The organism is Bradyrhizobium sp. SZCCHNRI2009 (assembly GCF_032485115.1).
In the GTDB taxonomy this organism is placed as follows: domain Bacteria; phylum Pseudomonadota; class Alphaproteobacteria; order Rhizobiales; family Xanthobacteraceae; genus Bradyrhizobium.
The window spans coordinates 927,646-948,492 of record NZ_JAUEUH010000002.1; the positions used below are offsets into that span (position 1 = coordinate 927,646).

The 20,847-nt window shown below is 63.7% G+C and carries 17 protein-coding genes and 1 tRNA gene; 13 read left to right on the top strand and 5 right to left on the bottom strand.

Annotation, left to right across the window (positions count from 1 at the left end):
• Position 1: 1 nt before the first annotated feature.
• From QX041_RS11865 to QX041_RS11875, 3 genes are all read left to right on the top strand, one after another.
• Complete coding sequence (locus tag QX041_RS11865) at positions 2–1,111, top strand: hypothetical protein (RefSeq protein ID WP_316165410.1); 1,110 nt, start codon at positions 2–4, stop codon at positions 1,109–1,111.
• A gap of 21 nt (positions 1,112–1,132) precedes the next feature.
• A complete protein-coding gene (locus QX041_RS11870) occupies positions 1,133–2,416 on the top strand; it encodes a hypothetical protein (protein ID WP_316165411.1) in 1,284 nt (427 codons plus the stop codon).
• A gap of 212 nt (positions 2,417–2,628) precedes the next feature.
• Complete coding sequence (locus QX041_RS11875) at positions 2,629–4,569, top strand: hypothetical protein (RefSeq protein WP_316165412.1); 1,941 nt, start codon at positions 2,629–2,631, stop codon at positions 4,567–4,569.
• A gap of 53 nt (positions 4,570–4,622) precedes the next feature.
• Here QX041_RS11875 and QX041_RS11880 read toward each other — a convergent pair whose 3' ends face one another.
• A complete protein-coding gene (locus QX041_RS11880) occupies positions 4,623–5,645 on the bottom strand; it encodes a hypothetical protein (protein WP_316165413.1) in 1,023 nt (340 codons plus the stop codon).
• A gap of 311 nt (positions 5,646–5,956) precedes the next feature.
• On the opposite strand from QX041_RS11880, the gene QX041_RS11885 reads away from it, so the two are divergent.
• The 8 genes from QX041_RS11885 to QX041_RS11920 all read left to right on the top strand — a co-directional run bounded on the left by QX041_RS11885 (position 5,957) and on the right by QX041_RS11920 (position 10,502).
• A complete protein-coding gene (locus tag QX041_RS11885) occupies positions 5,957–6,901 on the top strand; it encodes a hypothetical protein (protein ID WP_316165414.1) in 945 nt (314 codons plus the stop codon).
• Positions 6,902–6,935: 34 nt separating this feature from the next.
• Complete coding sequence (locus QX041_RS11890; RefSeq protein ID WP_316165415.1) at positions 6,936–7,295, top strand: hypothetical protein; 360 nt, start codon at positions 6,936–6,938, stop codon at positions 7,293–7,295.
• Positions 7,296–7,300: 5 nt separating this feature from the next.
• Positions 7,301–7,786: a hypothetical protein gene (locus QX041_RS11895; RefSeq protein ID WP_316165416.1), complete on the top strand. Its 486-nt coding sequence runs from the start codon at positions 7,301–7,303 to the stop codon at positions 7,784–7,786.
• Between the two features lie 80 nt (positions 7,787–7,866).
• A complete protein-coding gene (locus tag QX041_RS11900; RefSeq protein WP_316165417.1) occupies positions 7,867–8,184 on the top strand; it encodes a hypothetical protein in 318 nt (105 codons plus the stop codon).
• A 61-nt stretch (positions 8,185–8,245) separates the two neighbouring features.
• A complete protein-coding gene (locus QX041_RS11905) occupies positions 8,246–8,809 on the top strand; it encodes a sterol desaturase family protein (protein ID WP_316165418.1) in 564 nt (187 codons plus the stop codon).
• Positions 8,809–9,162 (top strand): hypothetical protein, encoded by a 354-nt coding sequence (locus QX041_RS11910; RefSeq protein ID WP_316165419.1) that lies wholly within the window; start codon positions 8,809–8,811, stop codon positions 9,160–9,162. The genes QX041_RS11905 and QX041_RS11910 overlap by 1 nt, the downstream gene beginning before the upstream one ends.
• Positions 9,159–9,431: a hypothetical protein gene (locus QX041_RS11915; protein ID WP_316165420.1), complete on the top strand. Its 273-nt coding sequence runs from the start codon at positions 9,159–9,161 to the stop codon at positions 9,429–9,431. The genes QX041_RS11910 and QX041_RS11915 overlap by 4 nt, the downstream gene beginning before the upstream one ends.
• A gap of 231 nt (positions 9,432–9,662) precedes the next feature.
• A complete protein-coding gene (locus tag QX041_RS11920; RefSeq protein WP_316165456.1) occupies positions 9,663–10,502 on the top strand; it encodes a DNA adenine methylase in 840 nt (279 codons plus the stop codon).
• On the opposite strand, the gene QX041_RS11925 is transcribed toward QX041_RS11920, so the two are convergent.
• From QX041_RS11925 to QX041_RS11945, 4 genes are all read right to left on the bottom strand, one after another.
• Complete coding sequence (locus QX041_RS11925) at positions 10,491–10,841, bottom strand: hypothetical protein (RefSeq protein ID WP_316165421.1); 351 nt, start codon at positions 10,839–10,841, stop codon at positions 10,491–10,493. The two genes, QX041_RS11920 and QX041_RS11925, sit on opposite strands and share 12 nt — an antisense overlap.
• A gap of 92 nt (positions 10,842–10,933) precedes the next feature.
• A complete protein-coding gene (locus tag QX041_RS11930; protein WP_316165423.1) occupies positions 10,934–11,797 on the bottom strand; it encodes a right-handed parallel beta-helix repeat-containing protein in 864 nt (287 codons plus the stop codon).
• 314 nt (positions 11,798–12,111) lie between these two features.
• Positions 12,112–12,552, bottom strand: a complete 441-nt coding sequence (locus QX041_RS11940; protein ID WP_316165425.1) for a hypothetical protein — start codon at positions 12,550–12,552, stop codon at positions 12,112–12,114.
• A gap of 274 nt (positions 12,553–12,826) precedes the next feature.
• Positions 12,827–12,903: transfer RNA gene (locus tag QX041_RS11945), tRNA-Arg, on the bottom strand.
• 474 nt (positions 12,904–13,377) lie between these two features.
• Between QX041_RS11945 and QX041_RS11950 the strand changes: the two genes are divergently transcribed.
• On the top strand, positions 13,378–18,594 hold the full coding sequence (locus QX041_RS11950; protein ID WP_316165426.1) for an alpha-2-macroglobulin: 5,217 nt from the start codon (positions 13,378–13,380) through the stop codon (positions 18,592–18,594).
• Positions 18,591–20,819, top strand: coding sequence for a penicillin-binding protein 1C (gene pbpC, locus QX041_RS11955; protein ID WP_316165427.1), 2,229 nt, complete (start codon positions 18,591–18,593; stop codon positions 20,817–20,819). The genes QX041_RS11950 and pbpC overlap by 4 nt, the downstream gene beginning before the upstream one ends.
• Positions 20,820–20,847: the final 28 nt, after the last annotated feature.

Below are 20,847 nucleotides of genomic sequence, written 5' to 3' on the forward strand. Positions count from 1 at the left end.
TATGGTCGGCAAGATCTCCGACGATGCCGATGTTGGAACGCTGACCGGCGCGGAGCTCATCCCACTGGTCTCTGCCGGCGTCAATGGCCGTTCGTCACCCGCGGGCATCGCGAGCTACCTCGCGAGCCTAGCGCTGGCGCTGACGAACAAGACCATCAATGCCGCCAGCAACACGATCAGCAACCTCGCACTATCGACGTTCGCCTCAGGGGTCATTGACACCGACGGCACGCTGGCCGCGAATAGCGATACCAGGCTGGCGACGCAGAGGGCGATCAAGACCTACGCCGATGCGCTGATCGCCGCCAATGACGCCATGGTGTTCAAGGGTGTCATCGACTGCTCGGCCGGTCCGAACTATCCGGCCGCCGATCGCGGCTGGACCTACAAGGTCTCGGTCGCCGGCAAGATCGGCGGCGCCTCCGGCGTGAATGTAGAGGTCGGCGATACCCTGATCTGCATCACCGACGGCACGGCCTCCGGCAATCAGGCCACGGTCGGCTCGGCATGGACCATCATCCAGGTCAATATCGACGGCGCCGTGACCGGCCCCGCGTCATCGACGGACGGCAATTTCGCGCTCTTCAATGGTGCGACGGGCAAGATCCTCAAGGATTCCTCTGTCGCGATTGCTAGCGCGGGGCAGCTCATCGCCGGCACGGCGAACAAATTAGTCGATGCGGCCGTGCGGGCGAATACGCCTTGTTTCCTTGCACATAAGAACGGGACGGATCAGACAGGCGTTGCGAGCGCCACGTTTACGACGGTCACGTTTGGCACCGAGGTCTATGACATTGGCAGCTACTTCGCTTCGAACGCATGGACGCCGCCGGCCGGAAAGAATCATCTGAGTGCAGTCGCGAACTTTAGCGGTACGATTGCGGCGGGAAGCAATTGTCAGGTGATCCTGATGAAGAATGGCGCCGCGATCGCACAAAGTCCATGCAATCCGTTCACGAATGCAGGCGGCTGCTCGGTATCCATCGACGACATCGCGAACGGCACCGACGCCTACACGCTTGCCGTCTACGTCACGACCTCGTCGGGGACGGCAACCGTACTCGGAAACAGCGCACAAACCCGCTTTTCCGGCCACTGGATGTGTCCGTAACGCCAAAATTGGAGCTGCCAAATGGTCTATATCGCTGATCAGGTGTTTCGTGACTATGAGACCGACGGCGTACCCGCGTCCGGAGCGCATAAGCCGGTCAAATCGGAGATCCGTGGTCTCTTGGATCAGTACAAGGAACCGCAATTCAGCGGGCTTACGTTCTATGTGCGTCCGGACGGCAACAACGCAAACGATGGCCAGACCAATTCGGGTGGCGGCGCGTGGCGCAACATCAACTATGCGCTAGCCTACGCGCGCGACAAGTTCGACCTGCGTTCCAATATCGTCAGTATCGTTGGATCTGGTACGTTCGACGAAAACGTTGTCGTGACCGGTCCAGCCGTGGGCGATGCTGGTGCCGGCCTGGTCTTGCGAGGCCCGTCTGGCAATCCCGATGACTTCGTCATCAGCCCGTCGTCGGGAAGTGCTGTTCTTGCTGATTGGGGTGGAACGCTCAATCTCCAGAATGTTCGCATCAAAGCTCTCGGAGGGGCGGGCGTGCAGGCGATCCGTCATTCGCGCTTGATCATGACCAATCCACGGTTCGATAACTGCGGCGACACCCAGGTATATGCGTCTCGTCATGGCTATGTCGAGATCGATGGCGACTACTCCATCGTCGGCTCTGGCGGCGCAACGGCGCGGCACCTCGAGGCAACTCACCACGGCAATATCCGATGGACCGGAAATGCACAGACATGCACGATCACCGGAGCGCAACAGTATCTCTATTTTGCGAATTGCGAATCCCAGGGCGATATCACCGTTACATCGAATCCCGTCGGCGTCGTCACCTATACCGGCGGCGCGGTCACGGGTATCCGTCATCGTATCGTTTCCGGCGGCATGATCCAATGGGTTGCGCCGATGGGCGGCAGCTACACCGCGTTCCCAGGTTCTGTGGCGCCATTCTGCGACGCGGATTCGAGCTTCTCGCTCGGTCAGACCAAGCCGCTGGCCCTGGTGCAGAGCTTCACCTGCGATATCTCGGTGGCCGGCTCGCAATCCATCACCGGGCTCGGTTTCAAGCCGCGGGGCCTGATCGTCATGGGCGGCGTCAACGGAGCTGCACGGGCATCTTGGGGATTGGCCGGTGCCGGCAGCGGCATGATCGAATGGTCTCACGGGATCACAGCCAACTCGTTCGTCTCGGCGATAAGTCAGTTGATTGGAATGGTCGTGGACGCATCCAATTATTCGATCGCCACGCTGACATCGTTCGATGATGATGGCTTCACCATCAGCTGGACCAAGACGGGCAGCCCGACCGGAACGGCAACGTTGACCTTCATGGCCTTTCCGTAAGGCCGAAGTGTCCAAATTTGGCAGATGGGAGCATTGGCGGGTGATTTCGAGATAGTCCGCCGACTGAAAGTGGTCAGAATGGGGCGAACCACGTAGACTCCAAGTTGATGCGACGATATAGTACGCTGGAGGGATGCAGAGGTGTTTTTGTGCCGGACCATGGTTATCTTTGACTTCGGGCCGGTCCGCCCTTTCGTTTTGGGGGAAAGTGATTGACGATGCTCGGTCTAAGGGATCCGAACCCTCCAGCGTTAGACATTGCGGTGCTTACTCCGGTTTGGGGAGAGCGCTACATTACAGAATTCGCCGAGGTTGGTTTTCTATCCCTATTGTCTCGCCACAATCTCGAATTGGTCTGCGAGCGACACAATGTCGAGTTGGTATTCTTGACCACGGAAGGCGGCCGTGAGCGATTTGAAGGTCTTGATGCGATCCAGAGAGCCAAGTCGATCTGTTCTGTTCGCTATTTAATGATCGATGATCTAATCACCTCAGCCAATTATGGCGTGACCCTAACCCTGGCATTTGCCAGGGCGATCAAGTCGTTTGGCGAACGGCAAACGTCGACTGCGTTCATCTTCTTCAATTCCGACTTCGTCTTGAGCGACGGGTCGTTGTCGACCGTGGTGCAGCGGCTCGAGGAGGGGTACCGGTGCATCATGGCTCCTTCCCTGCGGGTCAACGCTGAAGTAGTTTTTCCGGCTTTGTCGAAACAAGCTGCGGCGTCCGAGCGGGGCCTAGAGGTGACCTCGCGCTCTATGGTGGAGTTGGCTCTCCGTAATCTCCATTTGACCGTGGTGGGACGCACTCTCAATCAGGACTTTGTTCATTGCGCTCAGTGGGGGCAGTTCTATTGGAGGGTTGACGAGCATACGCTCATTGCGGCCCATCACTTAATCTTCATGATGGCGATCGCTCCCGAGAAGCCACTTGGGATCGTTAATTCTTACGTTGATTACTGCTTTGTGCCTGAGATGGTTCCGTCAGGTCAGTTTGCATTGATGGACGATTCCGACGAGTTCTTCATGATCGAGCTACAAGCGAAGGCGCAGGAACGGGAGATGCTCCGCTGCGGCCATCCTGACGTGAAAGGGATCTATCGCGATCTATCAGAGTGGACGACCGCAGAGCATCGTCGCTTCGCGCAGGTGCCCGTGGTGTTTCACGCGAAGGACATTCCACCGCAGGCGTTGGCCGTAAAGGAAATGGCGCAAGCCTTCGTCGAGTCCATCCAGGCAAAGCTTGTTAGGATGCCGGTTAACCACGCTTTTCACGACTATTGGACGCAAGGCGTAGCTGCATGGATTGCGCACAAACGGCTCGACGATGGTGGCCTTTTTAAGCTTCCCCCGGAGCTACAGGGGCAACTGAGCCCCAGAAGGAGACGGCGGAGTCGGTGGAACTCAGGCCTCAAGGAGAGGACGACACGCTCGCTTGATCGTCTCGATAAACAGCTGTTCGGAGTGCCGATCTGGCATCATCGATGGTGCGATACGAGGGCAATCGATCGACTTGTGAAGGAATCCAAAGACAGCGTCTATGTCTATTCGCTGCAGGTTGTGGAAAGCTGCCCTTCGAATGTGCGGATGTTCACTTCAGTGGATGAGCTTGCTCAAGCAGCTAAAGCCGACAGGATTAAGCATGTCGTATTGCATGTGCTTCGCTCGCAAGTGCATTCGCTTCGTACGCTGCTCACTGCTCTAGAATGTGCGAGTGTGTTTCCCCAGGAGATCACTGTTTTCATCGATCATCTGGATAGCGAGTTCGAATTGAGCAACTTCTCGTTCGAACTCGCGCAGTATGCGAGCGACATGCTGCCGGATGATTGGTTGGCCTATGATGTATCGGCACGGTTTACTGGAGGTTCGTTCCGCCATCGGGCCATGCGTGTTGAAGGACGCTGGTGGCGCCTATTTCTTCGGTCGTCGTCCCGACTAACGTCCACCTTTGCCGGGACGATCTGGCTTGTGTTGAGGATTCTAACGACGTCGAGCAATGTTTGGAGCAAGCGCAACGCCAATCCTTGCCCGCAATATTGTAGCTCTGCGATGCTGACGTTACGTCGACGGCGCAGGTCCCAAGCGATTGTTAGAGAGAGTAGCTCCCTTCAAAGCGACAATCACATGGGGGCGCCCGGCGAAGCGCTGGTGTAAGTCTGGCGGTGTGAGGGGGCGTCCTAATTGCGCCTAGCCGGGGGCGATAGCCCTCACTTCGGTATCCGCTGGAAGCCGATGCGACGGAGTGCGCGTCGCCCGATCTCGTCGACGAGGGTCCATCCCTGTACGTCCCTATAGTGGGTGATTGGCTGCGGTTCCAGTTCAGGAAGAGGTTCTGGTTCTGGCGGCGGTTCAGGCGTCGGCGGAGCGACCGAGGGAACGGCCATGCCGGAAGGGGTGATGAACAGGTAATCATCATGATAGATGAAGGCATCATCAGTTGATCGAGCCGGATGAGGGCGCGGGTTGGCTTCGATCGCGGCAAGCTTCTCCGCAAATCCGTCCCAGTGATCGCGGTACTGATGCTGGACTGGGCTGTGATCCCATGTCGATTGTTCACCCTTCTCCGCAAATGCGACCAGCGCCATGGTGTATGGCGAAGTGAAGTTGGCCGGCTGCAGCTGTCCAGGCCGCATCCGGGTTAGGTCGGGCGTGAATGCGTTCATGCGGCCGTCAGGATGGTAGACGAACACATAGACCCTCGCATCGGAGAATCCATTGGTGACGAAGTAGTCCAGCAGCAGATGGGCCGTCGGAATGATATAAGGTCCGTGCGTGTTGCTGGCGACATTGACGGCGACGAGCCGACCACCGGGCCTCAGCATCCGAGCCTCGTTGCGCAATACTGTGGCGGGATCAAAGACATTGTCGAGGGTTGAACCGTCCAGGATAAAGTCGGCGATACGTTCGAGTTCCTGCGGAATCGGCTTTGTCAGGTCATGCACGATATCGGCGCCTTCATAGGGACTGACGTCGAGAGCTTTCACCTTGGATAGGCCGAGGAGACGAAAGAAATCGCGGTCCGAGATGTAGTCGGAACTGGAAAGCCGTGTTTCGGCGTCGACCACGAAATCGATATCGGGGATTGGTATGCCGGCATCCTGGATAAGGAGCTGGGCATGCTCCGGCGTGAAGAACATGGTTTGGCGGCCAAGCATCAACACGTCGCCGGTAATCTGCCGATAAGCATGTTCTCGGGCAATGACGGACGCCACCCGGTGTTCAATTCCCATCGTCAATCCTTTTGAAAAACATTCAAAAACGCGCCAGCCCATGGGGCACCGGAATAATCGTTGGGCGCCTCCATGCTTAGCGGGTTGCATTCCGGGCGGCAACCGTCAATTGCGCTGGCGTCGACCGTCGCGTTGCCCTGACATGGTAGCGAGGGTTGGCCAGATCGGTGCGCAAGCACGACAGGGCCGTCTAAAGCCGACGATAGAAGCCGCCTTCGGGTGGCTTTTTGTTGTGTGGGGTATAGGGCGCTGAACGAGCGCCGATCGGCCGAAGCGACGGCCTCCGTTGTTCCCGACAAGCTGGAGATCCCATGATCGAGCTGACGCGCGAGAGCCTCGCGCGCGTGTTCCCGCGCGCGCCTCAGGCTGTGATCGAGGCCTTCGTGGCCAAGCAGGACGTGCTGACCAAGGCCGGCGTCAATGCGACGCGGACACGGCTTTCGTATTTCTTCGCCAATATCGAGCACGAATGCGCGGGCTTCGCGCTGAAGGGCCTCGAGGAGAGCCTGGCCTATACGCCGGAGCGGATGGCAGAGGTCTGGCCCAGCCGCTTTCCTGGCGGTGCGGCGGCTGTGCGGGCCCGCTTTGGCACGGCACCGGGCTGGCAGCTCAAGGCGTTCGATGAGATCTACGGCAACCGCATGGGCAACCGCCCGGGCAGCCATGACGGCTCGACCTATATCGGCCGCGGCGGCCCGCAATGGACCGGCCGCGACGGCTACAAGGCCTGCCAGGCGCGCACGGGCGTGCCAGCGGTCGACCAGCCGAAGGCAGTCTCTCAGCTCGATCTGCAGCCGGAGATCTGCGCCGCATTCTGGGACTGGAAGGGCCTCAATGCCAAGGCCGACGCCGGCGATTTCAAGGGCTGCGTCAAACTCTGGAACGGCGGCAGCAACGGGCTGGCGGACCGGCTGCATTTGATGGCCGGCAATGATCCGATCATCGCGCGCATGCAGAGCGTCGACCGGATCATGCCGGTCGCCAAGGCCATGCCGGGCGCGCCGCCGACGGCCAAGCCGCCAAAGGACGTCGTCGACGCCGCGACGGTCAAGGAACGCCGGGTGCGAACCGCGGCGGCCGGCGCAGCCGCAGCGGGCGCCGGCAACGAGAGCGCCAAGCAGGCGGGCGCAGCGGCGCATGTCGCGCTGCCGACGCCAGTGATGGCCGCCGGCATCGGCTTCGCGATCGCGGCCGTGATCGTCGCGACCGTGCTGATTGCCCGAAAACAGCAGGCGGTCCTCGCCAACTGGTTCTGATCTCCAACATCATCTCGACAGAAAGGATCTGGTCATGTCGATCGTGCTCATCGTGTTGCCTGGCGTGATCGCTGCGTATCTCATGTTCCTCCGGCCGCGGCTCGCAGCCTATCCGGCCTTCGTCCAGTTCTACCGCGAGGCGGACGGATTCTGGGGCAAGGTCTGGGCTGTCTGCGGGCGGTCGCTGACTCTGGCGTGGTCCTACGCGATGATGTCCATCGGCTTTCTGCTCAATCAGCTCGACGGCATCGCGGCGCTGCTCGGCGATCCCGACCTCAAGGCGCAGGTGGCCGACATGCTGCACGCTGACCCGAAATATCTCGGCTATTTCACGATGGTGGTGTCGTTCGTCACCATCGCCTCGCGCCTGCGCTCGCTCGCGAAGGGGATGTAACGCCGATGTTTACCTCGATCCTCGGCACGCTCGGCCTGCCGTTCATCAACAAGTTCTTCGAAACGGCCGCCAGCATCTTCGTCTCCTACAACAACAAGCAGATCAGCAAGGAAGAGGCGATCGACAAGCTGCTGGCCGCGATGCTGCAGGCCGCCCGCGACATCGAGGTCGCGCATGCCGAGGCGCTGACCAAGATCCTGTCCGAGTTCTACGGTGCGATGAAGTCCTCGCGCATCATCCGCATCGGCTGGCTGGTCACGCTGCTGTCCCAGGTGTTCGTGCTGTCCTGGGCGCAATGGGCGGTGCCGTTCCTGATCTGGACCTATGGCGGATCGTACCCGTCGAACGGCGAGCTGGTGCAATGGGCCTATCTCTTGATCGCATTCCAGCTCGGCGGCGGCCCGATCATCCTGCGCGCCGGGCCCGGCAAGGGCTCGATCGTGGCCGACATGCGCGCGGCGACGATCAAGCAGAAGGGTGAGGGCGGCTGACGGGCGCGCTCTCTGCGTTGAGGTGCGTCATCGGAGGCAATGCGCGCCTGATGGGGCGGGCCAACAGGTGGGAATGACAGGTGAGCCAATCGGACAAGGGCGCTGACAAGACGGTCAGCGAGAAACTCGTCGACAGCGTGCTGCTCCGGGCCTGGTCACGGGCCAGCATGATCATCGCGACCTGCGTGCTGCTGCCGATCGGGTTCTCGATCGGCAACCGCGCCATCTCGTCGATGGACCAGATCGCCGACAAGCTCGACCAGATGCGGATCGCGCAGATCGAGCAGTCCGCCAAGATCGAGGCCCTGCGCATGCAGCTGACGGTGCAGCAGCAGGGCCTCTCCGATCACGAGGCGCGCGTGCGTCAACTCGAGCGCAGTCCAGTTCTGCGTCAGTAGTTCCAATAGTTCGTCATGCCCGAGCTCGACCCGGGCATCCATCAAACAAGGGACATCCTCGATGACGTGGCTCATCCAGGCCGCGCGGCTGGCGCTGCGCGGCGGTGCCTTTGCGCGGCCGAACTGGCTGTTCTGGCTCGACTTCATCTTCTATCCCGCGCTCGCGGCCGTGCTGATGGCGGCGCACCGCGACGATCTCGGCTGGGCCTGGGCCCGATGGGCCGTTGCCGGCTTTCTCGGCTTCACCCTGGTCGAATACTGGATGCACCGGCTGCCGCTGCACGGGCTGCTCTATCACGGCGCGCACGAGCGGCATCACACCCATCCGGCCGAATATGTCGTGTTTCCGATCTGGTACACGCCGCTGATCTTCGCCGCTGCGTGGGCGGTTCTGCCGCTGCCGGCGTTCACCGGCTTCGTGCTCGGCTACTGCTGGTTCATGGCGTGGCACCATGTGCTGCACCATGTCGACCTCAATCGCCTGCCGCGGCTCGTCCGCCGCTACGCGTTGTGGCATCTCGCCCATCATCACGACGCGAGCTGCAATTTCGGCATCACGCTGCCGGTGTGGGACTACGTGTTCGGCACCTGGCGCGCGGCGCCGCTGGCCGGCGGGAGGTCGTGATGCTGTCCGCCATCGCCGTCCTGCTAGCCACCGTCTCGCTCTGCATCGTCATGATCGGCCTGTTCGGCTGGGGACCGCCCAGCGCCGGCCACGGCACTGCCGGCCAGGCCGCCGTTCGCATCGTGCTGGTTCTCGTCGGCGTCGCCGCCCTGATCGGCGCCGCCGCGCTGTTCGCCGTCGGCCGGCCGGCGCATGCCCGCGATCTCGGCCAGTGGGGAGAGGTCGACCCGGGCTTACGCGCCCCACCCGAGATGAGCGAGCGGGCTCACTCCTCGTCATGGCCGGGCTTGACCCGGCCATCCATCGATCCGCGCCGGCCGGAAGCCGGCATCAAGCAAGGAGAAGACCGATGACGGTCCGAGCAAAGTTCTTTGTCGAAGATATCCGTCACAACGATGTGCCAGGGACGGATCAGTACGCAACGATCACGATGAAACCGGTGTTCGGCACCTATGCCGATGGCGACGTCGAAGGCACCAACAAATCGTGGTCGAAATGGACGCCTTCGGGCCATCTCTCGATCACCATCACCAACCCAGATGCGATCGACGCTTTCGAGAAGGGCAAAGCCTACTATCTCGATTTCACTCCCGTTCCGGTGCCGGTCGATACGGAAGGGTAGAGGGAGACCCAGGCCCTCTCACCAAACCCAAGTTGCTCACGATCTCGCCCGGCGACGCATGCCCGCGTCGCCGGGCTTTTTATTGTGGCGGGGGGCAGGAGCGTTAGCGCGCTCCAGACCACGGGACCAAGTTTTGAGATAGGGCCCGCCCGACGACCAATCGCTCAGCGCCGGCCCGCCGATCGCCATTGTGGCGCGGCAAGGCTTGCAGAAACGTTGAGCTGTTTTCAAATGTTCCAGGAGAGACGAGAAGTTGCGCCGGTGCGGCCAGCGGCCGCCTATATCGGCGGCAAGCGGCGGCTGGGCGAGATGCTGGCGCGCCGCATCGAGGCGGTGCCCCATGAGACCTATGCTGAGCCGTTCGTCGGCATGGGCGGCGTATTCCTGCGCCGGCGATGGGCGCCACGGCGAGAAGTGATCAACGATGTCTCCCGAGACGTCGCAACCTTGTTTCGGATCCTGCAGCGGCACTATCCGCAGTTCATGGAGACGCTGAAATTCCAGATCGCATCACGGGCGGAGTTCGAGCGGCTGGCGGCGTGCAACGTCGATACTCTCACCGATCTGGAGCGTGCTGCGCGGTTTCTCTACCTGCAGCGCATGGCGTTCGGTGGCAAGGTGTCGGGGCGCGCTTTTGGAGTCGAACAATCGGGTGGAGCGCGCTTCGATGTAGCGAAGCTCGGTCCGCAGCTCGAGGCTATCCACGAGCGTCTCTCCAGCGTCGTGATCGAGTGTCTGCAATGGTCGGACTTCATCGATCGCTATGACGGCCCGGGCACGCTGTTCTATCTGGACCCGCCATATTGGGGCTCCGAGGCTGATTACGGCGCGGGGGTCTTTGGTCCGTCCGATTTCGGGCTCATCGCGCAACGGCTATCGTCGATCGCCGGTCGGTTCATGTTGTCGGTCAACGACGTGCCGGAGACGCGCCAGGCGTTCGCACACTTCGGCATCGAGCCGGTGTCGACGCGCTACACGATCTCCGGCAAATGGATGGACGTCGCTGAAATTCTGGTGACCGGCCCGTCATCCGAGCCGCTGCCCGTGGTCCGCGATTTGCTATCGCTTTGAGGGTCGGCCGCCGGATTCCTCGGCCATCGCGTCCATCAGCTTGCGCACGTCCGTCAATCGTAGCGTGCCGTCGGACGGCCGCAGATATTCGCGCAAGGCGCGCAGCTGGCGCACCGCGATTGCATCTTTTGCCTGGCCGGTCCGCGCGGCGATGTAGGCTTCGAGGTCGTGTGTGAATTCGTGCGCGAACTCCGGTATCGAGCGGGGGCCCAGGCCATGTGAGCGTCGCCCGTGCGGGGGATAGGGGAGCCCAGGCGCCTTAATCCAAATCCAGTCCTTCACCGAGCGGCCCGGCGCGCGGCGACCTCCCGCGCGCCGGGCTTTTTCACGCGCGCACATCTCGATGTGGGCTCGGCGCGGTTTGGGGCTTTGATTTCGGCCGGCGAAATGAATGGCTTGGCCCAGACGAGCGAAAGCTGGGAAGTTCGGGGTCAGTTCAACGGGATGCCGGTCAACGGTGTGCCGTCGGTGGCGTTGAAGGTAATGGAGTTGTTCTTGAAGGAATAGACCGCTCCACCGGAGGTCTGGCTGACGCCGGTCGTGTTGCCCTCAAAGGCGGAACCGCTAATGACGACGCTTGCTCCGGTGCCGCTGGCGGACAAGCCGACGCCACTGAAGACGGATGTGGTGTTGTTGACGATCAAGCCGATGGAGGGCTTGCCGGCGGGCACTGTCGCCGAGATGCCGGAGGTAGAGCTGTGGGTCACCAGCACATTGGATATCGTCCCGGACAGGGTACCCGTCGCATTAACCGTCGAGAACGTGATTCCGGTCGCGTTGGCCTTCAGGCTCGAATGCGAGATCAAGACCTGCGCATTAACGTTCGCCGGCGCAACTGCGATGCCGCTTTGCGAGAAGTTCTCGATGCTGCAGTTCTCGACGGCCAGCTTCTGGCCGCCGAGAAAGTTGATTCCGTTGAGGCCGAGCGTGGTGCCGGCGCCGTTAATGCTCAGATTACGCAGGATGACGAGATCCGTCGCGCCCGCATTGACGTTGATGCCATTGGTTCCGGAGGCGAGGACCGAGGCCTCGGTACCGCCGCCGTCAATCGTGATCGACTTGGTGATCGTCACGCTTCCGAAACCGCCGGGATCGAGCACATCAATTTCACCGCCGGCTGCGGTCTTAGAAATCGCGCCCGCGAATGTTTTGCAAGGCGCGGTGCGGCTGCACGGATTTGCGTCGTCGCCGACGCCGGACACCCAGGTTCGCGTCGCCTGCGCGCTTGCCCCTGTCGGCAGCAGCGCCATGATGGCAAGGCACATTATCGGAAACAAACCCCGAAGCTTCGACATGATCACCTCCTGACATGCGATGAATGCACAATTGCGCGCATGCTCAATGGCTATGGGTCTCACAACTCAAGGTTTGGTTCAGGCGACGTCTCAGCCTTACGTAAGACGGAGCCGGACGGGGCGAGGCTAGAACATCAACGGCAGCGCCTCGACGATTGCGACGATGCTGCCCGCATCGATCTGATCCGGCGTGGACGGACAGGTTGCCAGTGCGGTCGTGATCCGGCGCGACGCCGAACAGGCGGCGGATCGCGTCGACGTTCCTGGTCGTGGAGTAAAGATTGCACATTAGCGGCGAGGCCCCAGGTTCGCGCTCATCGCGGCGTGGCCATATGGCATGAATAGATGTGCGGCTCGACCGTGCGGAGGTCGATCGGCGTCCTGCAAAAGCATCGTGAGCGGCCGGAGTCGTTTTGCGTCGGCATTCGGCATCCGGCGTCCCACATCGCGTATTTCCATACAGTGAAGGCGTGATGGCGGCGCCAGTCCTCGAAATCGGCCGGCGAGCGGCGAGACACAAAGGTGGTCCACGCTGCCTCGAACGACTGGCGGGCCTGCTCGAAGGTCGGGGCGGTGCCGATCACTTGCTCGTCGGGATGACAACCGGGATAGAAGCCGCAGAACCACTGCCATTCCGCGGTGCCGAACGGGTTGCCGACCCGCTTGGAGATCGCGCCGGCCTCGATGTCGCCGAAGTAGATGCGCCAGCTTTCGTCGCGCGCCTGGGGATTTCGGCGTCGGGTGAGGGTGCTCATACAGCATGATTCCAGCGCACCGCCAGGATGTGAAGCCGCTACGTCTTGAGGGTGTAGGCCCTCGGGGCACTAGCCCTCCCGAGTGGCTGTCGAAGCCGCATTATGTTGCCGCACGCTGCCGATCAAAGTCCGGGACTTTTTCCGGGAGAATCTGTCCTCATCGGTCCCAGAATGTCCACTCTGGTCCGCTTTTGTTTCGCTGCAGATGACCAGCGCATCGACGCGGATGCGCTTGAAAATGTCTATTATTTCAGGCTTTTCTGCAGAAAGAAGGTGGCGATCCCAGCAGGACTCGAACCTGCAACCCGCGGAGTAGAAATCCGCTACTCTATCCAGTTGAGCTATGGGACCGGCGTCGCGAGACGAATATCGCCCGGTGACCATCCCAAGATGAACGTCCGGAGGATGAGCGTCATGGGATAGGTGCCGGGGGCAAAGCCCGGCCGGCGCGCTTTCCATAGCACGGGTCATATGAAAAATCTTCCGTTTCGCCAAGAGCGGCCGAACCCGACGGAGGCCCGGCGAGACCAAGCGGAGGCGGAGGTGGGTCTATCGCCCCATTTGCGCGTCAGCGGCGCCGGATCGACGGCCGCCGCGGCTTGTCTGTATGCCATGTCCTGTGAATTGCCCGTTGATGAACAGATTTTCCTGTCGCATGTGCGTGCCGATGGTCGCGCCTGGGACGGGCCGCTCGCCGGTCCGCTGCAACCTTTGCCATCAGTCCGTCACCATTTCGCGTCCATTCTCGCCACGAATCGGCCAAACACGGACATCTCTCCGCGTGTCCGGAACAGCCGCCCCAATCGCCGTCCAAGGAGCTGCCCCATGATCGGTCTGGTTCGCGCCGCCGTCCTCTGCGCCATCATGGCGCTCGGTCTTGCTTCTGCCCACGCCGCCGACAAGGCGTTCAAGCGCGACGACCTCGCCGATGCCGCGATCAAGCTGGAGGCGCAGATCAAGAGCGAGGCGGGGGCGGTGAACAAGCCGCTGGCGACGCTTCGCACCGATGCCGACGCGGCGCTGCGGCGGAACGACCTACGGACCGGCCTGCAGATCCTCGGGCAGATCGCGACCGCTGCGCCGGATGATTCCGGTAACTGGCTGCGGCTGGCGCACACCGTGCTCAACCAGATCAAGCCGATCAATCCGTCGGAGCAGACCTTCCTCCTGGAGCGGGCCTCGACGGCGGCCTACATCGCCTATCAGCGCGCCGGAAATGCCGGCGAGGAGGCGGATGCGCTGGCCGTGCTCGGCAAGACCATGGCCGAGCGCAAGCTGTGGCGGCCAGCGCTGGATACGCTCAGGATGTCGCTCGAGCTGCGTGAGGTGGCCGATGTCCGTGGGCAGTATGAGCGGATGCGCGACGAGCACGGCTTCAAGCTGCTCGACTACACCGTGGATTCGGACTCGGCGAGCCCGCGCGCCTGCTTCCAGTTCTCCGAGGATCTCGCCAAGCGCACCGACTTCTCGCCGTTCGTGGCCCAGGCCGGCAATGACAAGCCGGCGCTGACCTCGGAGGACAAGCAGCTCTGCGTCGAGGGTCTCAAGCACGGCGAGCGCTACAACATCAATCTGCGCGCCGGGCTGCCGTCGGGCGTCAAGGAGAGCCTGCCGAAATCGGCCGAGTTCAACATCTATGTTCGCGACCGCAAGCCGTTCGTGCGCTTCACCGGCAAGGCCTATGTGCTGCCGCGCATCGGGCAGAAGGGCATTCCGCTGGTCAGCGTCAACACGCCGGCGGTCACCGTCAACGTGTTCCGGATCGGCGACCGCAATTTGATCAACACCGTCATCGACAGCGACTTCCAGCGGCCGCTGTCGAGCTATCAGCTCACCGATCTCGGCAATGAGCGCGGCATGAAGGTGTGGAGCGGCGAGCTGTCGACCGCGATGACCCTGAACCAGGACGTCACCACGGCCTTCCCGGTCGATCAGGCGCTGAGCGACATGCAGCCCGGCGTGTATGTGATGACGGCGGCGCCGAAGGGGCCGACGAGCGGCAATGACGAGGACGGCGGCCAACTCGCGACGCAATGGTTCATCGTCTCCGATCTCGGAGTCGCCGCGTTCTCCGGCAATGACGGCATTCACGTGTTCGTCAATTCGCTGGCCTCGACTGATCCGGTCGCGCGCGCCGAGGTGCGGCTGGTGGCGCGCAACAACGAGATCCTCGCGACGCGCAAGACCGACGACGCCGGCCACGTGCTGTTCGAGACGGGCCTGGCGCGTGGCGAGGGCGGGCTGTCGCCGGCGATGCTGACCGTGTCGGGCGAGAAGACCGACTATGCCTTCCTCAGCCTGAAGACGTCAGCCTTCGACCTGTCCGATCGCGGCGTCGCCGGGCGCGAAGCGCCCACGGGGCCGGACGCTTTCGTCTATTCCGAGCGCGGCGTCTACCGCTCCAACGAGACGGTCTACCTCACCGCGCTGCTGCGCGACGGCAAGGGCAATGCCATGACCGGCACGCCGCTGACGCTGGTCGTCGAGCGTCCCGACGGCGTCGAGTTTCGCCGCGCGGTGCTGCCGGACCAGGGCGCCGGCGGCCGTTCGTTCAGCGTGGCGCTGAACTCGGCGGTGCCGACCGGCACCTACCGCGTGCGCGCCTTCACCGACCCAAAGGGGACGGCGGTCGGCGAGACCACCTTCATGGTCGAGGATTACGTCCCCGAGCGGCTGGAATTCGATTTGAGCTCCAAGGACAAGCAGATCAAGGCTGAGACTCCGGTGGAGGTGAAGGTCGACGGCCATTTCCTCTACGGTGCGCCGGCCTCCGGCCTGCAGCTCGAGGGCGACCTGCTGGTGACGACCGCGCCCGAGCGGCCGGGGTTCCCGGGCTACCAGTTCGGCGTCGCCGACGAGGAGAGCGCCTCCAACGAGCGCTCCCCGATCGAAGGCATGCCGGAAACGGACGAGAAGGGGGCGGCGACGTTCCCGGTGAGCCTGCCCAAGCCGCCGTCCTCCAGCCGGCCGCAGGAGGCGCAGATCTATGTGCGCCTGGCTGAGACCGGCGGCCGCGCCGTCGAGCGCAAGCTGGTGCTCCCCGTGGCGCCCAAGGCGGCGCAGATCGGCATCAAGCCGTCGTTCTCCGGCAAGAGCGTCGGCGAGGGCGACAAGGCCGAGTTCGACGTCGTGTTCGTCTCGCCGGAGGGCAAGACGCTGGCGCGAAGCGGGCTGCGCTATGAGCTGCTGAAGATCGAGTCGCGCTACCAGTGGTACCGGCAGAACTCCTATTGGGAGTATGAGCCGGTGAAATCGACGCGGCGCGTCGGCGACGGCGACGTCACGATATCAGCCAACAAGCCGGCGCGGCTGAGCTTCCAGCCGGAGGCCGGGCGCTATCGCCTCGACGTCAAGTCGGCGGATGCCGACGGCCCGGTGACGTCGCTGCAGTTCGATGTCGGCTGGTACACCGACGGCAGCGCCGACACGCCGGATCTCTTGGAGACCTCGCTCGACAAGCCGCAATACCAGTCCGGCGAGAGCATGATCGTGACGGTCAATGCGCGCACTGCCGGCAAGCTGACGGTCAACGTGCTCGGCGACCGGCTACTGACGACGCAGACCACCGAGGTCAAGGAAGGTACCAACCAAGTCAAGCTTGCGGTCGGCAAGGATTGGGGCACCGGCGCCTACGTCGTCACGACGCTGCGCCGTCCGCTCGATGCGTCCGCGCAGCGCATGCCGGGCCGCGCGCTCGGCGTCGCCTGGTTCGGCATCGACAAATCAGCGCGCACGCTCAACGTGGCTCTGACGCCGCCTGCGCTGGTACGTCCGGGCTCGGCGTTGAAGATTCCGGTCAAGGTCGGTGGGCTCAATCCCGGCGAGGACGCCAAGATCGTGATCGCGGCGGTCGATGTCGGCATTCTCAACCTCACCAACTACAAGCCGCCGGCGCCCGACGATTACTATCTCGGCCAGCGCCAGCTCTCCGCGGAGATCCGCGACCTCTATGGCCAGCTGATCGACGGCATGCAGGGCACGCGCGGCCAGATCCGCTCGGGCGGTGACAGTGGCGGAGCCGAGCTGCAGGGCTCGCCGCCAACGCAGAAGCCGCTGGCGCTGTATTCGGGCATCGTGACCGTCGGGCCCGATGGCACCGCCGAGGTCAGCTTCGATATCCCGGAGTTCGCAGGAACTGCGCGGGTGATGGCGGTCGCATGGAGCGCCACGAAAGTCGGCCGGGCGAATGTCGACGTCACCGTGCGCGATCCGGTGGTGTTGACCGCGACCTTGCCGCGCTTTTTGCTGAGCGGCGACCGCGGCACGCTGTCGTTCGACCTCGATAACGTCGAGGGCGCGCCCGGCGACTATGTCGTCGGCGTCAAGGCCAGCGGCCCGGTCAAGGTCTCCGGCAATGCCAACGTCACGCTGAAGCTCGCCGCCAAGCAGCGGGCGTCGTCGACGCTGCCGCTGGATGCCAGCGGCACCGGTACGGCGCAGCTCGACGTCGATATCAAGGGCCCCAACGGGCTGGCGCTGGCGCGGCACTATCAGCTCGACGTCAAGCCGGCGACCCAGGTGCTGGCGCGGCGCTCGATCCGCACGCTCGCGAAGGGCGAGAGCCTGACGCTGACATCGGACATGTTCAATGATCTCGTGGCGGGCACCGGTACGGTGTCGCTGTCGGCGGGACTGTCGACCGCGCTCGATGCGGCGACCATCCTCAAGGCGCTCGACCGCTATCCGCATGGCTGCTCGGAGCAGATCACCAGCCGCGCGATGCCGCTGCTCTATGTCAACGAGCTCGCAGCCGGCGCGCATCTCGCGATGGACACCGAGGTCGACCAGCGCATCCGCGACTCGATCGACCGCTTGCTGGCGCGTCAGGGCTCCAACGGCTCGTTCGGCCTGTGGTCGGCCGGCGGCGACGATCCCTGGCTCGATGCCTACGTGACGGATTTCCTGACCCGCGCCCGCGAAAAGGGCTTTGCCGTGCCGGACGTGCTGTTCAAGAGCGCGCTCGACCGCGTCAGAAACTCGGTGGTCAATGCCGAGGAGCCGGAGAAGAGCGGCGGCCGCGATCTCGCCTACGGCCTCTACGTGCTCGCGCGCAACGGCGCGGCGCCGATCGGCGACCTGCGCTATCTCGCCGACACCAAGCTCGGCAATCTCGCAACTCCAATTGCCAAGGCGCAGCTCGCCGCGGCGCTCGCGCTGGTCGGCGACCGCGCCCGCGCCGAGCGGGTCTATGCGGCAGCCGCCGACAGCCTCGCGCCGAAGCCGGTGCTGGTGTTCGGCCGCACCGATTACGGCTCCGACCTGCGTGATGCGGCGGCATTGGTGTCACTGGCCGGCGAAGGCAATGCGCCGCGCGCGACGCTGACGCAGGCGGTGACCCGCGTCGAGGCAGCGCGTGGCCTGACGCCGTACACCTCGACGCAGGAGAATGCGTGGATGGTGCTGGCGGCGCGTGCGCTCGCCAAGGAGACGCTGACGCTCGATGTCAACGGGCAGGCGGTGAAGCAGGCGCTGTACCGCAGCTACAAGGCGGCTGAGCTCTCGGGCCAGCCGCTGAAGATCACCAACACCGGTGATGCGCCGGTGCAGGCGGTGGTCTCCGTCTCCGGCTCGCCGCTGACGCCGGAGCCGGCGGCATCGAACGGCTTCAAGATCGAGCGTGGCTACTACACGCTCGACGGCAAGCCGGCCGATATCAGAACCGCGAAGCAGAACGACCGTTTCGCTGTCGTGCTGAAGGTCACCGAGGCCAAGCCGGAATACGGGCACATCATGGTGTCCGACTATCTACCGGCGGGGCTGGAGATCGACAATCCGCATCTGGTGTCGTCGGGCGACAGCGGCACGCTGGACTGGATCGAGGACGGCCAGGAACCGGTCAATACCGAGTTCCGCGACGACCGCTTCACCGCCGCGCTCGACCGCGCCGCGGATTCCAAGTCCGTGTTCACGGTCGCCTATGTGGTGCGGGCGGTGTCGCCGGGCAAATACGTGCTGCCACAGGCCTATGTCGAAGACATGTACAATCCCTCACGCTATGGTCGGACCGGTACGGGCTCCGTGGAGGTCCGCGCGGCGAAATGAGCGAGGGTGGAACGAGTGATCGTGAGTTGGGTGGCCGGACGGTGCCGCACACTCCGTCATGCCCAGGCTTGACCCGGGCATCCATCGCTCGCGGCGACGAAGGCGCGGCTGGCCGGGACAAGCCCGGCCATGACCCGAGGAGATGGCGGAGCGTCAAACGGCCGCTCGCGGGCGCGCTGTTCTTGTTCGTCGCAGTCATCCTTGCCTTCACCGCCTACACCATCTCCCTCGGCCCCCTGCCGCTGCGCGAGGCCAAAGCCGTGTCCACCAACGTCGTCGACCGCCACGGCAAGCTGCTGCGCGCCTATGCGATGGCGGATGGGCGCTGGCGGCTGCCGGTCAGCGCGAAGAAGGACGTCGATCCGACCTATTTGAAACTGCTGTTCGCCTATGAGGACCAGCGCTTCTACGACCATCACGGCGTCGACCCCCGCGCGCTGGCGCGCGCCACGATCCAGCTCGGCGCGCACGGCCACATCGTGTCGGGCGGCTCGACCATCACGATGCAGCTGGCGCGGCTGCTCGAGCCCAGGCGGCAGCGCTCGCTGCACGCCAAGCTCAGGCAGATCGTGCGCGCGCTCGAGCTCGAGCGAGAGCTGAGCAAGGACGAGATCCTCGATCTCTACCTGACGCTCGCGCCCTATGGCGGCAATCTCGAAGGCATCCGTGCCGCCTCGATCGCGTATTTCGGCAAGGAGCCGAAGCGGCTGTCACTGGCGGAAGCGGCACTCTTGGTGGCGCTGCCGCAGTCGCCGGAGACGCGGCGGCTCGACCGGCATCCGGAGGCCGCTCGACGCGGCCGCGACCGCGTTCTCGACCGCATGGTGTCGGAGAACGTGATCTCCGCCGAGGACGCGGCGCAGGCGAAGGCGCAAGCCGTGCCGGCCTTCCGCCAGCCGATGCCGATCCTGGCGCCGCATGCTGCCGACCAGGCCTCGGCGACCGTCAAGGATCAGCCGATCATCCGCCTTACGCTGGATGCCTCGCTGCAGAAGGTGCTGGAGCCGCTGGCGCGCGATCGCGCCATCGCATTGGGACCGAACGTCTCGGTCGGCATCATCGTGGTCGACAATGACAGCGGCGACGTGCTCGCCCATGTCGGATCGGCCGACTATTTCGACGAGAAGCGGGCAGGGCAGGTCGACATGACCCGCGCGGTGCGTTCGCCAGGATCGACCCTGAAGCCGTTCATATATGGGCTCGCCTTCGAGGACGGCTTCGTGCACCCGGAGAGCCTCATCGAGGACCGCCCGGTGCGCTTCGGCTCCTACGCGCCGGAAAATTTCGACATGACGTTCCAGGGCACGGTGCCGGTGCGCAAGGCGCTGCAACTGTCCCTGAACGTTCCCGCCATCGTGCTGCTCGACCGTGTCGGCGCCAGCCGGCTGTCGTCGCGACTGAAACAGGCCGGCGGCAATTTGGTGCTGCCGAAGGACGAAGCCCCAGGCCTTGCCATGGGCCTCGGCGGCGTCGGCGTGACCCTGCAGGACCTCGCCCAGCTCTATGCCGGATTCCCGCGACTGGGCACCACCAGGCCGATGCGTGAGATCATGACCGGGGAGGGCACCGACGATGCCCGCGAGCCGTTGCGGCTGATGGATTCGGCGGCCGCCTGGCAGGTCGGCAACGTGCTGCTGGGGACCCCGCCGCCGGAAAACGCAGCCCGCAACCGGATCGCCTTCAAGACCGGTACCAGCTACGGCTATCGCGACGCCTGGTCGGTCGGTTTCGACGGCCGCGTGACGATCGGCGTCTGGGTCGGCAGGCCCGACGGCGCGCCGGTGCCCGGCCTGATCGGGCGCGTCGCCGCGGCGCCGATCCTGTTCGACGCTTTTGCCCGCAGCGGCAAGCTGCCGGCGACACTGCCAAAGCCGCCCAAGGGTGCGCTTGTCGCCAGCAATTCAAAGTTGCCGCTGCCCCTGCGCCGGTTCCGGCCGGTCGGAGAACTGGTGCGGACCGGCGCGGAGCAGGCGCCGCACATTCAGTTCCCGCTGAACGGCTCCCGCATCGATGTCGACCGGTCCGCCGGTCCCGAGGCGTCGGTGATGCCGGTGAAAGTGTCCGGGGGCGTGCTGCCGCTGACCATGCTGGTCAATGGACTAGCCGTCGGCGAGATCGACAGCCGGCGCCAGCGCCTGATCGATCCGCCCGGGCCCGGCTTTGCCCGCCTCACCGTGATCGATGCCACGGGCGCTGCGGACACAGTTGTGGTCAGAATCCAGTGAGGGTTCGCTAAGCGGTTGTCGACATAGC

Bases quoted from the DNA above. Each gene is read 5' to 3' on its own strand.
- QX041_RS11865 (WP_316165410.1), top strand. From the start codon at position 2: ATGGTCGGCAAGATCTCCGACGATGCCGATGTTGGAACGCTGACCGGC.
- QX041_RS11870 (WP_316165411.1), top strand. From the start codon at position 1,133: ATGGTCTATATCGCTGATCAGGTGTTTCGTGACTATGAGACCGACGGC.
- QX041_RS11880 (WP_316165413.1), bottom strand. From the start codon at position 5,645: ATGGGAATTGAACACCGGGTGGCGTCCGTCATTGCCCGAGAACATGCT.
- QX041_RS11885 (WP_316165414.1), top strand. From the start codon at position 5,957: ATGATCGAGCTGACGCGCGAGAGCCTCGCGCGCGTGTTCCCGCGCGCG.
- QX041_RS11890 (WP_316165415.1), top strand. From the start codon at position 6,936: ATGTCGATCGTGCTCATCGTGTTGCCTGGCGTGATCGCTGCGTATCTC.
- QX041_RS11895 (WP_316165416.1), top strand. From the start codon at position 7,301: ATGTTTACCTCGATCCTCGGCACGCTCGGCCTGCCGTTCATCAACAAG.
- QX041_RS11905 (WP_316165418.1), top strand. From the start codon at position 8,246: ATGACGTGGCTCATCCAGGCCGCGCGGCTGGCGCTGCGCGGCGGTGCC.
- QX041_RS11910 (WP_316165419.1), top strand. From the start codon at position 8,809: ATGCTGTCCGCCATCGCCGTCCTGCTAGCCACCGTCTCGCTCTGCATC.
- QX041_RS11915 (WP_316165420.1), top strand. From the start codon at position 9,159: ATGACGGTCCGAGCAAAGTTCTTTGTCGAAGATATCCGTCACAACGAT.
- QX041_RS11920 (WP_316165456.1), top strand. From the start codon at position 9,663: ATGTTCCAGGAGAGACGAGAAGTTGCGCCGGTGCGGCCAGCGGCCGCC.
- QX041_RS11925 (WP_316165421.1), bottom strand. From the start codon at position 10,841: ATGTGCGCGCGTGAAAAAGCCCGGCGCGCGGGAGGTCGCCGCGCGCCG.
- QX041_RS11930 (WP_316165423.1), bottom strand. From the start codon at position 11,797: ATGTCGAAGCTTCGGGGTTTGTTTCCGATAATGTGCCTTGCCATCATG.
- QX041_RS11940 (WP_316165425.1), bottom strand. From the start codon at position 12,552: ATGAGCACCCTCACCCGACGCCGAAATCCCCAGGCGCGCGACGAAAGC.
- QX041_RS11950 (WP_316165426.1), top strand. From the start codon at position 13,378: ATGATCGGTCTGGTTCGCGCCGCCGTCCTCTGCGCCATCATGGCGCTC.
- pbpC (WP_316165427.1), top strand. From the start codon at position 18,591: ATGAGCGAGGGTGGAACGAGTGATCGTGAGTTGGGTGGCCGGACGGTG.